The organism is Pontibacter aydingkolensis, assembly GCF_019443125.1.
Lineage (GTDB): Bacteria > Bacteroidota > Bacteroidia > Cytophagales > Hymenobacteraceae > Pontibacter > Pontibacter aydingkolensis.
This window is the reverse complement of the sequence record NZ_JAHYXK010000005.1, coordinates 112,994-126,145: the sequence shown is the minus strand read 5'-3', so window position 1 is coordinate 126,145 and position 13,152 is coordinate 112,994. Positions and strand designations below refer to the sequence as shown.

Genomic DNA, 13,152 nt, shown 5'->3' with positions numbered 1-13,152 from the left:
GGTTTCGTAAAATGAAATTTTATTTACGATTTTTTTCGTAGTTAATGGAAAAAGTTTGGGTATTAGTTGTTAGTTGATAGTTATTCGAAATGTAGAGACGCAATACCTTGCGTCTTATTTGCCATAGTAACAGATTTCTCCTGGCGCAAGTCTTCAGCGTAGCGGTGACTTGTGACGCGTTATGTAGGGAAGTCTTCAGACTTCCGTGAGCCATACTTTCAACTTCTGCAAAGTATATGTTTATACTTTACCATCTGACAAAGTATAAATCCATACTCCATACTCCCGCAAGTCTGAAGACTTGACACCATGCACCAGCACAAGTGACACTTCGTTTAACACTTGCGCTATGGAAACAATAAAAAACCAGGATCGAACAACGAATAACCAACCACAAATAACCAAACCTACTGCCCTGTAGCAAACAAGACGCAAGGTATTGCGTCTCTACAAAGCACGATCAACTATCAAAGATCAACCAGCAACTAACAACTAATGCATCATTGCAGATTTGATCATGATAAACTCGTTGATGTTGTCGGTGTTAATTACGCCGGCCAGGCGGCCGTTCTCGAGGACTGGTATTAAAGGGGCACGGGTTTTCTGTAGTTCGGTGTAAGCTTCGGCCAACTTATCCTGCACGTTAAAGGTCTTGAATTCCTGCGACATGATTTCAGAAACAGGTTTGTTTAACTGCTCTTCTTTTATAGCCTGTATCAGTTGCATGCGTGTAAGTGTGCCTACCACCTGCCCATCCTGCTCTATGATAAACTCATGCTCCGAGCCCATCAGCAGTTTGTTAAGAGCATCTTTCACGGTTTCGGTGGGGGTTAGTGTTACATAGTTGGTCATCATGCCTTCGCGCACGCTGTGGCCGCGTAAAAAGTCGAGGTGTTGCACGAGCATGTTCTCGGCATAGGCGCCAAAAAATACAAATGCCCCGATCAGGATTAGAAACGGGTTGTAGAATAAACCGATAAACACGAATCCAATAGCCAGCAGTTGGCCCAGGTTAGCCGCAATTTGGGTGGCCCGTACTCTGCCCAGCTTAAAGGCCAATAGCGCACGCAACACTCTGCCTCCATCCATCGGGAAAGCAGGTATAGCGTTAAACACCACCAGTATCACGTTTACAAAAAGCAGCAGGTATAAAAAATTAGCCGGTGTAATGCGCACGAAAAATTCTTCAGGGGGTACGCTTTGCAGCGATGGCAGCACCAACCAAAGTATAAAAGCTATAACCACGTTTACAGCCGGGCCTGCAAGGGCTATAAGTAATTCCTGTTTGGGCTTTTCGGGCATGCGCTCCAGGCTGGCAACACCGCCAATGGGCAGCAGGGTTATCATTTTAGTTTTGATGCCGTAGCGCTTCGCGGTAAGGGCATGGCCCAGTTCGTGCAGCACTACGCATAAAAAAACAGTAAGCACAAACGCAATGGTAAGCAGTGTTGTGTTTACGTCGCTACCACGTTGCGCCTCCGAAAAAACCACCCATGCAATCAGAAAAATAAACGTCCAGTGTACGAGTATTTTAATTCCGGCTATACTTCCCAGCTTCAGAGACCATTTCATACTTGCAGTTATACTTTATATTAAATTAACGCAATGCAGGTGGTATTGTTTATCAGTGAGTTAAATGGTGGCTATACTTTGGTTTTCTTTGTATGTGCTGCTGTTTTCCTGGCATCAGGCTTTACTTCTGGTAGTTTGTGCAGCCTAAACCAGCGGTATCCATAAGGCCCTATTTCTACCTTGCCATTTTTAGGTAAAGTATAATCCGAACTGCTGAACACTTCATCTATATGCATATCAGTTTCGCGTAGTTCTTCCAGTTCTACCTTACAGGTATCGCCACTCAGGTTGTGTACAACAATAGTTTTATACTGTAGTTCGCAGCTATGCACAAAAAGGCGGCTATCCTCTGTTTCAAGTATAGTGCATTCGCCATCACCTAGCTCGGGGCACTGCCTGCGCAGCCTTATAACACGCTCCATCCAGTTTAACAATGAGTTAGTTTCGCGCTGCTGCTGCACTACATTAACTTTTTGGTAACTAAAAGCACCTTTGTCAATAACCGGGTGTATCAGCTCCACATCTACAGCCCTCGAGAATCCTGCATTTAACTCGTTATTCCACTGCATGGGGGTACGCACACTTAAGCGTTCTGGCAGGCTCAGGTCGTCTCCCATGCCTATTTCGGCGCCATACTGTATCATGGGAGTGCCTGGTAGACTAAAAAGTATACTATAGGCAAGTTCCAGCTTTTGCCGGTTGCCTTTTAGCATGGGGGCCAGCCGCCGGCGTATACCCCGGCCATAGATCTTCATGTCGTCTTTGGGGGCAAAGGCCTTGAAGACGATCTCCTGTTCGTCTACTTCCAGGTCTTCTACATTCAGTTCGTCGTGGTGGCGCAAAAAATTAAGCCATTGCGAATTATGGTTCTTTTCGGGTGTCATTTTTAGCCCTTTGGATATAGAGCTGCCCTTTTCTCTTGCCAAAGCCAGGAACACATGCATGTTCAGTAAAAAGTTAAACATCATGTGCATACGCTCGTCGCCCTTAAAGAACTTACCTACCGCATCCGGTGGCCCGGAGGCCTCTGCCAGAAGTATGGCGTCGCGGCTGTGCATATTAATGTAATCGCGCATGTCTTCCAGCAGGTCGTAGAACTTCTCGGAGCTATCTAACTGGTCGGTTTGCACCAGTATGTGCGCTGCATCTACTCTAAAACCAGACACACCCAGCGAAAGCCAGAACCCCGCTATATGATGAATTTCTTTGCGTACTTCGGGATTACTGAAATTGAGATCGGGCTGGTGTGCATAGAACCGGTGCAGGTAATAGGCCTGGGCCTCTTCGTCCCAGCTCCAGATGTTGTTCTCTGCTCCTTCAAAGGCTGGGTCGTAAGCGGGGTCTTCCGGTTTTTGGTCACTCCAGGTGTAATAGTCGCGGTACTTTGAGTTTTTGTTGCGGCGCGCCTCCTGGAACCATGGGTGCTGGTTAGAAGTATGGTTTACCACCAGGTCTACGATAACGCGCATGCCACGCTCCTGTGCCTCACGTATAAAAGCAGCAAAATCACCGAGTGTGCCCAGGCGAGAGTCTACGTCGTAATAGTCCATTACATCGTAGCCATTGTCGCGGTTAGGGGTAGGGTAAAAGGGCAGAAGCCAGATACAGGTAATACCAAGCGTAGCAAGATAATCGAGGCGCCCGATCAGGCCCTGAAAATCGCCGATGCCGTCACCGTTAGAATCCTGAAACGTTTCTACATCAAGCGCATAAATTACGGCCCGTTTATACCAAAGGTCTCTTTCTCTCATAATAGTTGCTGTTTAGTTAGTTGCGGCCGGAAAAGCCATCGTGCTTAGCAGGGCATTTTCGGCCTGGCGCAAATCAAGACGGGTATGTTGCACGACAATAGGCACATCTGACTCAATGATACTGGCATAATCAGTATCCAACGGAATAGGTTCGGGATCTTTGAGGTCGTTAAAGCGGACATGTTTTGTACGCTTTGCCTGAACTTTTAACTCATAGGGTCCAACCGGATCACGATCGCTGAAGTATATCCATATCTTTATGTTAGCGTCCTGGTCAGATGTGTTCAGGATACAGGCGGTTTCGTAGCTGGTAAATGCTGGCTCAGGGCCATTGCCGTAAGACGGAATGTATCCTTCTGCTATTGCCCAGCGTTTGTGGCCGATGGCTTCTTTCATAGTATGGGTTTTATACTTAATATTAGTCTGCACTATGTACTACGGCTATACTTTAAAGTATGGTTTCGTAAGTACTCAATCAGTAATAAGCACTAACGCACTTAATAATTAGTAGCATGCAACTACAGGACAGAGAATTTGAGAAGGAAATGCAGTTTCAGGCATCCAGGAGCGGAGGGGCCGGCGGGCAGAATGTGAATAAAGTAGCTACAAAAGTAGAGCTTAAATTCGATGTGCAGAACTCTGGCTTGTTAACCGAAGAGGAAAAAAAGTTGGTGCTGGAGAAACTGGCCAACCGTATTAACAGCGAAGGGTTTTTGCAGGTGGTTTGCCAGGAAGAACGCAGCCAGCTAAAAAACAAAGAACGCTGCATAGATCGCTTTTATGAGTTGCTGCGCCAAGCCTTCACAAAGCAGAAAAAACGAAAAGCATCAAAGCCTACCAGGGCATCGGTGCGGCGACGGCTGGAAGGCAAAAAGAAGCAGGCTGAGAAAAAGACAAACAGAAGTTATCGTGGCGACTTGTGATCAGGTATTTAAACTATAGCCATCACTTACCCGACTCATCATCCCAGACCATGGAAGTTATAAGCCATTTCCCATTTGCCTGAATAAACTGGATGCAGTTAACACCTACAATAACGGGGTGCGAGCTGTTTTCATCGATACGTGCCTCGTATGTACTAAACCGCTGTGCCACTTTACTGAACACATCTGTTTTATTGGCAACCTCTTTTTCCTGAAAGGCTTCTATTTTACCATCGGCAATTTTCTGCTTTACCTCTTGTATAAACTGCTCTACCGTAAATTCTTTAGGCTCGCTGCCACTGTTGTTTATCAACTTTCCAGTACTGTGAAAAAGCGTATAAAACTTTTCCAGTTCAGGGTTTTCGCCTTTCTTAAAGCAAACGCAGCTGTATAGTTCCTGTGTGAGTATGTCTAGTTCTTGCATAAATCTCAAGGGTATGATGTTTGGGCCAGAAGTATAAGTTTGAAGTATAGATTGAAAGTATAAACCAGGCAGGCGAAACAGTTTCCGCTGCCTGCCTGATTATATTTGATGTTTTTATTTGTTACTGCTGGAGCCCGCAGATGCCGACTTACGTTTCAGGTGTGTATCTAAAAAAGTAAGTATGGCGCTGTAGCCTTTTATCTGGTTTTCTTTCTTTACAAAGCCGTGGCCTTCGTCGTCGAATACTACATACTCTACCGGTACATTATTTTTCTTCACGGCTGCCACTATCTCATCCGACTCTACTTTTAAAACGCGTGGGTCGTTGGCGCCTTGCAATACCATCAGTGGCTTTTTGATTTGGTGCGCAAAAAACAGCGGTGATTTGTTGTAAAGTGCTGCCGAGTCTGTTTCCGGGTTGCCCATTTCCTTGTAAAGCGCCTCTCTAAACGACTCCCAGTACGGAGGTATACTTTGCAGGGTGCGCAGCCAGTTTGCCACACCGAACAGGTTTACGCCTACGGCAAACTCATCGGGGGTAAAGGCAAGACCAGCTAAAACCATATAGCCACCGTAGCTGCCACCCATAATGCCAATCTTATCCTCGGCTACGTAGCCTGTGCTGGCTAAGTATTTTTTGGCCTCAACACAGTCCTTCAGGTCCACGTCGCCATGTTTCTGATCATCTGCAGCAAAAAATGTTTTACCATAGCCGGAGCTGCCGCGGTTGTTTACGGCCAGCACTGCATAGCCATGGTTTACCAGGTACTGCATCAAAGGGCTGTAGTTCAGGCGCGTTTGCCCGCCCGGGCCACCATGTATCCAAAGCACGGCAGGCACTTTGTTGTTCGCGCTGGCATTCTTAGGTTTCATCAACAGGGCCGGTATCTCCATACCATCATACGACTTGTACCTGATTACTTCTGTCTTTACCAGGTCGTTAGAGTTGATCTCCGGGTTCATGGTGTTGGTAAGCTGCGTAGTCTTGTTGTTCTGGAAGTCGTGCACATATAGGTTACTCGACGAGGTAGGGCTGTTCACGTAGAAAGCCATCAGGTTCTCGTTGTCCGAAAAGTTTACGCCGGTAATATCGCCTGCAGGCACGTTGGGCAGCTGTACCTGTTTACCTGTAGCGGTATCGTATACTTTAACCTCTGTGCGGGCATCGTTGTTAATGCCTGTTACCCTATACTTTCCGTCGCGTGAGAAATAAGTATACATGATGTCCCAGTCGGCTTTCTCAACATTACTTATTTTGCCTGTGGCCAAGTCATAACTTTTGAGCTCCTGGAACTCCCCGCCCTCATCTGTCAGGAAGTATAACTGTTTGCTGTCTGGCGTAAAAGTTTCAGGGGAATACTTTATATCTTCTTTGTGGCTGGTTAGTTTTTTGAGCTGCTTTGTGTCTGTGTTGTACAGGTACATATCGCTGCTGTTGGTGTTTATACTTTTAACCAGCCCAATATGCTTTTTATCGCGGGAGATGGCAGCTACCTCAAAGCCCTGTTCATTTTGCATCACCAGTTTTGGCGAGAGCGTCTGGAGGTTCATCTCATATAGGTCAAAGTACTTCGGGTCGCGCTTGTTAGACAAAAAGAAGAAGCTGTTCTGGTCGTGGCTCCAGCCTGCAAAGGATGCTTTGGCCTTCGGTTCTGGTGTCAGGTCTTTTACAGTGCCGTCGGGGCTGCGCATGTAAAGGTGGGTTATCTCGTCGCCGCCTTTGTCGCTGGAGTATAAAATGCGTTCGTCTTTTGGGAAGTAAGATATCACAAACACCGAGTTGTCCGTTGAGTTGGTAAGCTGGCGGGGCTCGCCTCCGGTTACGGGCACCTCAAAAGCATTGTAAACGCCCGTCTGGTTGCTCGAGTAAAGTACTTTAGAGTTGTCTGTTGAAAAGTCGCTGCCAGTTATGGCCGTGGTGTTCATGAACTGCTCAATGGTGTAGGTATTAGCTACTGGTTCGGCAGTCTGGTTTTCGTTGGAGGTGGTACTCTGGCATCCGGCAAAAAGGGCCGCAATGGCGAAGGCAACGGGTGCCCAACCCAATTTTTTTTTCATGGTTTATAGTTTTAAAGTGAGGTAAGCGTAGGTTAAGCTACTGAATTTCAGTATTAAAACAAATAGATGACTTGCTATAAGCTTAAAATTAATATGGTTGGCTGTTAAATCAAGGCACTATATTTATACTTCGGCAGCAAAAAGGAAAGGTATTTGCTGTAGCAGGATTATTTCACCCTTTGCATATGATCAGGAAACTACTCTTTATTTTTTGTATTGTTTGCGGCGCAAGTACAATAAGCCAGGCACAAAAGTATAGAACGGCCATTGGCCCCCGCTTCGAAAGCGACAAATTTGGCGTCTCGGTTCAGCAGAAGCTGCACGAAAAAGGCACCATAGAAGGTATTGTGGCAGTTGGCTCAAACGAGTACAGCGGAACAGCCCTATATGAATGGCACTTTCCGTTGCTGGGCAAACGGTTCAATTATTATTTAGGCGCCGGAGCCCACGTTGGCAACTTAAAAGATAGTGGCATGTTTACCGGTGCCGATGCTATAATTGGCCTGGAGTATAAAGTAAACGGATTGCCTATACTGCTATCGGCAGACCTGAAGCCAGCGGTGCACATTAACCACACCGACTGGGTTGGTCTGTCGTCGGGTGTATCAGTTAGGTATGTGATCGTGAAGGAGAAAAAAGAAGAAAAAAGAGGATGGTGGCCGTTTGGCGGCAAAGAAGAAGATACCAAAAAAAGAAAGAAGTCTACTAAAAACCCCAAAGACCAGGACAGCGGCAGTATCCTCGATATTTTTAAGAAAAAAGACAACTAAGAAGTATAAAGGTGCTAGCACTTTTTAGTACTTGGTCATAAAATGCAGAAGCCCGGCGGGGACCGGGCTTCCTGAGGAAAAGAGCTTTATCTAGCGACAGCTTTGCGTGTCTAACTTATATTTCTGTTTAAGTTTGTCTGTTTACATAGACCTGCAATTTGGGGCTTGCAGCAATTCTAACTAACTTCTGCAGAACACTGCGCTAAATAACTTAAGTTAGTTCTAAAAGGGATTTGCTCTTCTCCTGTTTCTTTAAGGTATATCTTTTAATTCGGTTTAAATTCTCCTCAGGTAGTCTTGCCGGCTAAGTTATACATTCTGCTTTGCCTGCACTATCGTACAACTGCATTAATATATATTAATGCAGTAAATGTATATTTAAAAAATAACATATAAAAAGATTTCTAAGCTGATTTTGTAACATCAAACCAGCTCATGTTCTTAAAGTTGTACTTGTAGTAAAGCCCTTTGCTAATGTACTATGCATGCTTTTGCAGGCATAAATGGCGGCCAAATTGTAACATTGTGTCTGCTGTTACAAAGAGATAAGAACAGTACCGGCGATGGTGAGTAATTTACTGGTGTACAGGCTATAAGTTGTAGGTAGCCTGTACACCTTTTGTTTGGTAAGACTCTGAGCTAAGAGCAAAGTGCTTGCCCTTATTAATGTGTGGCTCTGGCATCAAACGTGTCTTTGGCTGCAAAGCAGAAAACACCCAACATAAGCACAAAAGAGCGATAATTTTTCATAGTTGTATTTTGTATAGTGGCTAAAAAGATGTTGTTACTTATCAGTTAGGTTAAGATTAGTTACGGCTTGATACAATCTCAACTACAGGTAACAGGTTAGGGTAAGTTCTGAACTCGTTAAGCTCTGCTCTTACTTTTAACTCTTTAATGTCTTTGGCTTGCTTTTTAACGCTTGCACCAAAACTGAATAATAAAACGAAAATTAGGATCACGATTTTCATAGTAGTAAATTTTAAGGTTCTGATTATTAATGTTTTTCTGATTTAATAGATAGCGGCTTAGTAACAAAGGTTGCTTGGGCCTGCTAAAATATTTTTTATTTAATTGGGGTATTACACGTAGTGTGCCAAACATTATAACTGCTTGATTTTGTGTATATTGTGTAAATTATTGTCGATTTTAGGTGTAGCGATATGTCCGTCTATGAACATATTATTGTACGAAACCGAACAATTAAAGGCCTGAAAAACAAAAGTTAACCTGCAGACAACTAAATGGATAAGGGGTGTAACTTATATAGTGTGTAAGCGATAGCTACTGCATATGAAGTTCCTGTTCGCGAAGTTTGATAAAATAGGAGTGCCTTTGCTGGCAGGTGCAGCCGCGGCTTTGTTTATTCTACAGGCTAAGTACCAGCTCCGTAAACGGGTAAGGCCCGCTGCAGAACGGTACTTTGAAAACGGGAGTGTGGCATTGGCAGCCTTACCGACGCTGCGATTTGCCTTGCTGCCTGCCATGTACGCAGCTGCAAAGTGGTCGAATAAAAATGGTGTTGGACTGTTGCAGCACCCGGGCATACCTAAATGGCTAAAGTATACGGCAGGCTTTATTTTGCTGGATTACTCTAATTACCTGTGGCACGTTCTGCTTCATAAATGGCCTCTACTATGGCGCTTCCACAATGTGCATCATATAGACATGGACCTGGACCTTTCAACTGCATGGCGCTTTCATATTGGAGAGAACGTTGCCTCTGTGCCATACCGTAGTTTAGCAGTCGCTTTGTCGGGAGTACCTGCGCCATTGGTGGTTTTTTACGAGATTGTTTTTGAGGGCTGCACTGCCTTTCATCATAGCAATCTGAAGTTGCCGTTCTGGTTCGAGCGAAGGCTCTGTAATTTTATAGTTACCCCACGCATGCATGGCATCCACCATTCCATAGTAGCCCGAGAAACTAACAGCAATTACTCCGTTGTACTTTCGTGCTGGGACAGGCTGCACCAGACCCTGCGCCTGAACATACCGCAGCAAAGTATAACTATTGGCGTTCCATCTTACCGAAGCCCTGCCGACCAGTCGCCGAAGCATTTATTCCTGATGCCTTTCGAAAAGCCCAGACCCTGGCAGTTGCCGAACGGAGAGGTGCCAGCCCGTGAAGAATTACCTGGCAGGGAACACTTGTTGCCTTAAATTGTTATGTTTTTGCACTTTGCAAGATAAGATGTGTTATACCTTAGGATAATGCCAACCCAGGTTTGGGAATCATAGTATAACTAGGCAGTTTTAGAGTAAACGAGTTAATGGAAGAAGTAAAAGGGAAACTGATTGCCTTAGGTGGCGGCGACGACGACGGTCTTATAAAGTTAATACACTCCAAGATATGTTCACTTACGTCTTATATAGAGGTGATTGCTACTGCAGCTACTGAGGCTGAGGAATCAGGGCAAGCTTATAAAGCGGCTTTTGAGGAGTTAGGGTGCCACAATGTGCGTTTCATGCGCATAGACGAAGAGCATAGCGCTGATACAGCAGATAACCTTAACCGCATTAAAAAGGCCAATGTTATCTTCTTTACCGGCGGAGATCAGGTAAGGCTGGCAGATTTCTTAAATGGCACTAAATTGTTGGATATACTTCGCCGCAGATACATTGAGGAGGAAGTCATTATTGCCGGTACGAGCGCTGGAGCTGCTATTATGTCTGATAAAATGATCTATGACGGATACGGCCACTATTCTCTTATAAAGGGAGAAATGAAAACAACAACCGGCTGCTCTTTTATCAAAAAGGTATTTATAGATACGCACTTTGCCGAACGTGGCCGGTTTGGCCGCCTGGCGCATGCCGTTGCCCATGACCCTGACTATATTGGCATCGGGCTTAGCGAAGAAACTGGTATTGTTATCAAGAAGGGTAATCAGGTAGAGGTGTTCGGGCCTGGTGTAGTAACCATTATAGATGCAAGCCAGGTAGCATTCTCTAACGTGCGCGCTGCGGCAGAGAACGAACCTATAGCTGTTGAAAATCTAAAAATGCACCTGTTGGTGAATGGGTATCGCTATTGCCTGAAAGAGCACCTTTTTCAGCCGATTGTAACCTTTGGTACGCTCATACCTGTTGAGAATGCTGCCGTGTTGGCTACAGAGAAACATCCAGCCGCAAATGGAACAGCCAAAGCTAATTAACAGGTCTTATTTACGCTCTTCCTGTTGCAGCTCCATATTAATAGCTACACCAGCCTTAGCGCCCTCGGCTGCGGCTACCACCACCATCTGAACATCGCGGGCAGCATCTCCGGCCACGTATAAGCCAGGTATATTCGACTTTTGTAGCCTACGCGTTTTAATTACACCCCCATCTGTAAATTCGCAGCCCAGATGCTTGCCCAAATCAGACTGCTGCTCAGTACCAATAGAGAAGAACATGGCATCCTGCGGGTTCTTTTTGCCGCCATTGGTTATAATGTGTGTCAGTTGGCCGTTTTCCCCGATGAGTTTTACAATTCGTTCAGTATTATAGGCAACCTCATTTCTTTCAAGCAGTTCCAGGTCTTCTTTTCTTAGTTTGTCGGTACCGTCTGTATAAAGAGTTATATGGCTGCTCCAGTTTTTCATGGCCAGTGCCTGGCCAATACCATCCCGGTCTTTGCCATATACAGCGATTGCTTTGTCCCTGTTTTCCCAGCCATCGCAATACGGGCAGTGATGCACGCTTTTGCCGTACAGCTCTTCAACCCCCTCTACTTGTGGCAATTTATCCTTGAGGCCGGTTGCCAGCAACAGCTTTTTAGAATGATATACTTTGCCAAGAGCATCGGTTACAATAAACTGGCCTTTGCTGTACGTCGCGGCTTCAACTTTAATATCTATCAATTCAACCTCATATTTTACCAGCTCAGCCCTTCCCTTTTTTATAAACTCGTTAGGATCCATGCCGTCGCTGCTTAAAAAGCCATTCATACTTTGGGCCCATCGGTTTCTGGGTTCGCCACTGTCAAAGAGAGCAACTTTTCTTCTGGAGCGGCCTAGTATCATGGCAGCGTTAAGTCCTGCCGGCCCTCCTCCTATTATCAAAACATCGTACATGTTGTATATTCTTTATGAGGATATGATAACGTATTACACAGCATTTGGATAGGTGCACAACACTAATTTTTTAAAAACAGGTAAGAACAGCCTTTGTTATAGTTCGTATAATGTTTCCCAGCAACACCTATATTGCTTGTTGGTTTTCTGCCATACTTTGCTTAGCTGTTAATTAAAGTAATTATTTAAAGCATTAAGGCACTTTTGACTAAAACAAAAGGCAGGGAGCTAAGTTATACTTTGTGGTTTTTCGACTCAAATCAAAAAATATTTGAAAAAAGCGATGTAGTCATTATATAGCGTGCAAAAATTCTATATATTTGTTTTAGACGTACTATCATCCTACAACAATAATCTTTATGAAAAGTAAATTACTAGCCTTTTTGGGAAGTGCACTGCTTTCAGGCACAGCTGTGGCCGGAGGGTATCAGGTAAACCTGGCAAGCCAGCGCCAGATAGGCATGGGCCATACCGGTACCGGGATCCAGACTGGTACTTCCAGCATTTTCTTTAACCCCGGCGCATTAAGCCACATTCGTGAAAACGGTGTAACTATTGGTGCAAGCGCAATCAGTTCTCATATTGCATATCGTGGTACAGAGCCTTCTGGTTTCTCTGCAGAGGCCGACAATGATTTTGGTACTCCCTTTCAGGTGTATGCTGCCTACACAGTAGACGAACTGTTGACAGTGGGTTTAGGTGTTTATACGCCTTTTGGTAGTGGTGTAAGATGGGGTAACGAGTGGAACGGACGATATGCACTTAACGAAATAGATCTGCAGGCTATCTTCTTCCAGCCAACAGTTAGTTACAAAATTGGTGATAAACTTGGCTTAGGTTTAGGCTTTGTTGTGGCTACAGGTGGTGTAAACTTACAGCGTGTATTGCCAGTACAGGGGCAGGATGGCACCGAAGGAGCAATCGAGCTGGATGGTGGCGCCAAAACCGGCTTTGGTGTAAACATAGGAGCTTTCTATCAGGCCACTGAGAAGTTTTCTATTGGTATAGATTACCGTTCTAAGATAGAACTGGAAGTAGAAGGCGGAGACGTAATGTTCTCTAACATTCCGGCGGCTGCAAGAGGAAACTTCCCGGAGGGCGCTGAGTTCTCTGCCAGCCTGCCATTGCCAGCTACCTTATCACTTGGCATAGGCTATAAAGTAAACGAGCAACTAACACTGGCTGCCGATGTGAGCCATGTTGGCTGGAGCGAATACGAATCTCTTCGATTTAACTTTAGCAAACCGGTTGCAGGCTCTGGTGTATCTGAAAGCGCCAGAAACTACGATGATGCCTTTATCTTCCGTTTAGGTGCAGAGTATCAGTTAAATGATAAACTGGCTTTGCGCGGTGGTGCCTATTATGACCAGACTCCTGTACAGGATGGATACTTAACTCCTGAGACGCCTGACGCTGACTCTCGTGGCCTTTCTGCCGGTATTGGGTATGCCCTTTCTGAGAAGTTTAGCGTAGATGCCTCTTTCCTTTACATCAATAAAAAGAAAAGAACAGATTCAGCTGAGTTTTCCAGATCTGTTGCCGGTACCTATAAGGCTACTGCTTATATCCCAGGTTTAGCCCTGAATTACAAATTTTAAT

12 protein-coding genes are annotated in these 13,152 nt (G+C 45.1%); 5 read left to right on the top strand and 7 right to left on the bottom strand.

The genetic code is table 11. From position 1 onward, the window contains the following. Window positions 1-492 precede the first annotated feature (492 nt). The 3 genes from K0O23_RS08175 to K0O23_RS08165 form a co-directional block, all read right to left on the bottom strand. Window positions 493-1,572 carry a site-2 protease family protein gene (locus K0O23_RS08175; RefSeq protein WP_219876924.1) on the bottom strand — a complete coding sequence of 360 codons (1,080 nt, stop codon included), beginning with the start codon at window positions 1,570-1,572 and terminating at the stop codon, window positions 493-495. Window positions 1,573-1,643: 71 nt separating this feature from the next. Beyond that, window positions 1,644-3,323, bottom strand: a complete 1,680-nt coding sequence (locus K0O23_RS08170) for an alpha-amylase family protein (RefSeq protein ID WP_219876923.1) — start codon at window positions 3,321-3,323, stop codon at window positions 1,644-1,646. A gap of 12 nt (window positions 3,324-3,335) precedes the next feature. Next, window positions 3,336-3,719, bottom strand: a complete 384-nt coding sequence (locus K0O23_RS08165; protein WP_219876922.1) for a sensory rhodopsin transducer — start codon at window positions 3,717-3,719, stop codon at window positions 3,336-3,338. 116 nt (window positions 3,720-3,835) lie between these two features. Between K0O23_RS08165 and arfB the strand changes: the two genes are divergently transcribed. Continuing rightward, on the top strand, window positions 3,836-4,246 hold the full coding sequence (gene arfB / locus K0O23_RS08160; protein ID WP_219876921.1) for an alternative ribosome rescue aminoacyl-tRNA hydrolase ArfB: 411 nt from the start codon (window positions 3,836-3,838) through the stop codon (window positions 4,244-4,246). Window positions 4,247-4,268: 22 nt separating this feature from the next. Here arfB and K0O23_RS08155 read toward each other — a convergent pair whose 3' ends face one another. Both K0O23_RS08155 and K0O23_RS08150 read right to left on the bottom strand, forming a co-directional pair. Continuing rightward, window positions 4,269-4,670: an MBL fold metallo-hydrolase gene (locus tag K0O23_RS08155; protein ID WP_219876920.1), complete on the bottom strand. Its 402-nt coding sequence runs from the start codon at window positions 4,668-4,670 to the stop codon at window positions 4,269-4,271. Between the two features lie 114 nt (window positions 4,671-4,784). After that, the gene (locus K0O23_RS08150) at window positions 4,785-6,728 is read right to left on the bottom strand and encodes a S9 family peptidase (RefSeq protein WP_219876919.1); all 1,944 of its coding nucleotides are present in this window, start codon (window positions 6,726-6,728) and stop codon (window positions 4,785-4,787) included. A gap of 185 nt (window positions 6,729-6,913) precedes the next feature. Here K0O23_RS08150 and K0O23_RS08145 point away from each other — a divergent pair, with 185 nt between their 5' ends. Next, window positions 6,914-7,498 (top strand): hypothetical protein, encoded by a 585-nt coding sequence (locus tag K0O23_RS08145; RefSeq protein WP_219876918.1) that lies wholly within the window; start codon window positions 6,914-6,916, stop codon window positions 7,496-7,498. An 806-nt stretch (window positions 7,499-8,304) separates the two neighbouring features. On the opposite strand, the gene K0O23_RS08140 is transcribed toward K0O23_RS08145, so the two are convergent. Then, window positions 8,305-8,469, bottom strand: a complete 165-nt coding sequence (locus tag K0O23_RS08140) for a hypothetical protein (RefSeq protein WP_219876917.1) — start codon at window positions 8,467-8,469, stop codon at window positions 8,305-8,307. 322 nt (window positions 8,470-8,791) lie between these two features. Between K0O23_RS08140 and K0O23_RS08135 the strand changes: the two genes are divergently transcribed. After that, entirely contained in the window at window positions 8,792-9,658 is an 867-nt protein-coding gene (locus tag K0O23_RS08135) for a sterol desaturase family protein (protein WP_219876916.1), read from the top strand. A gap of 110 nt (window positions 9,659-9,768) precedes the next feature. After that, entirely contained in the window at window positions 9,769-10,653 is an 885-nt protein-coding gene (locus tag K0O23_RS08130; RefSeq protein ID WP_219876915.1) for a cyanophycinase, read from the top strand. 6 nt (window positions 10,654-10,659) lie between these two features. On the opposite strand, the gene K0O23_RS08125 is transcribed toward K0O23_RS08130, so the two are convergent. Further along, window positions 10,660-11,553 (bottom strand): NAD(P)/FAD-dependent oxidoreductase, encoded by an 894-nt coding sequence (locus K0O23_RS08125; RefSeq protein ID WP_219876914.1) that lies wholly within the window; start codon window positions 11,551-11,553, stop codon window positions 10,660-10,662. Window positions 11,554-11,912: 359 nt separating this feature from the next. Between K0O23_RS08125 and K0O23_RS08120 the strand changes: the two genes are divergently transcribed. Next, a complete protein-coding gene (locus tag K0O23_RS08120) occupies window positions 11,913-13,151 on the top strand; it encodes an OmpP1/FadL family transporter (protein WP_219876913.1) in 1,239 nt (412 codons plus the stop codon). Window position 13,152: the final 1 nt, after the last annotated feature.

Excerpts from the sequence above, each read along its gene's own strand:
- K0O23_RS08165 (WP_219876922.1), bottom strand. The coding sequence starts at position 3,719 with ATGAAAGAAGCCATCGGCCACAAACGCTGGGCAATAGCAGAAGGATAC.
- K0O23_RS08120 (WP_219876913.1), top strand. The coding sequence starts at position 11,913 with ATGAAAAGTAAATTACTAGCCTTTTTGGGAAGTGCACTGCTTTCAGGC.
- K0O23_RS08125 (WP_219876914.1), bottom strand. The coding sequence starts at position 11,553 with ATGTACGATGTTTTGATAATAGGAGGAGGGCCGGCAGGACTTAACGCT.
- K0O23_RS08145 (WP_219876918.1), top strand. The coding sequence starts at position 6,914 with ATGATCAGGAAACTACTCTTTATTTTTTGTATTGTTTGCGGCGCAAGT.
- K0O23_RS08175 (WP_219876924.1), bottom strand. The coding sequence starts at position 1,572 with ATGAAATGGTCTCTGAAGCTGGGAAGTATAGCCGGAATTAAAATACTC.
- K0O23_RS08155 (WP_219876920.1), bottom strand. The coding sequence starts at position 4,670 with ATGCAAGAACTAGACATACTCACACAGGAACTATACAGCTGCGTTTGC.
- K0O23_RS08130 (WP_219876915.1), top strand. The coding sequence starts at position 9,769 with ATGGAAGAAGTAAAAGGGAAACTGATTGCCTTAGGTGGCGGCGACGAC.
- K0O23_RS08140 (WP_219876917.1), bottom strand. The coding sequence starts at position 8,469 with ATGAAAATCGTGATCCTAATTTTCGTTTTATTATTCAGTTTTGGTGCA.
- K0O23_RS08170 (WP_219876923.1), bottom strand. The coding sequence starts at position 3,323 with ATGAGAGAAAGAGACCTTTGGTATAAACGGGCCGTAATTTATGCGCTT.
- arfB (WP_219876921.1), top strand. The coding sequence starts at position 3,836 with ATGCAACTACAGGACAGAGAATTTGAGAAGGAAATGCAGTTTCAGGCA.
- K0O23_RS08135 (WP_219876916.1), top strand. The coding sequence starts at position 8,792 with ATGAAGTTCCTGTTCGCGAAGTTTGATAAAATAGGAGTGCCTTTGCTG.
- K0O23_RS08150 (WP_219876919.1), bottom strand. The coding sequence starts at position 6,728 with ATGAAAAAAAAATTGGGTTGGGCACCCGTTGCCTTCGCCATTGCGGCC.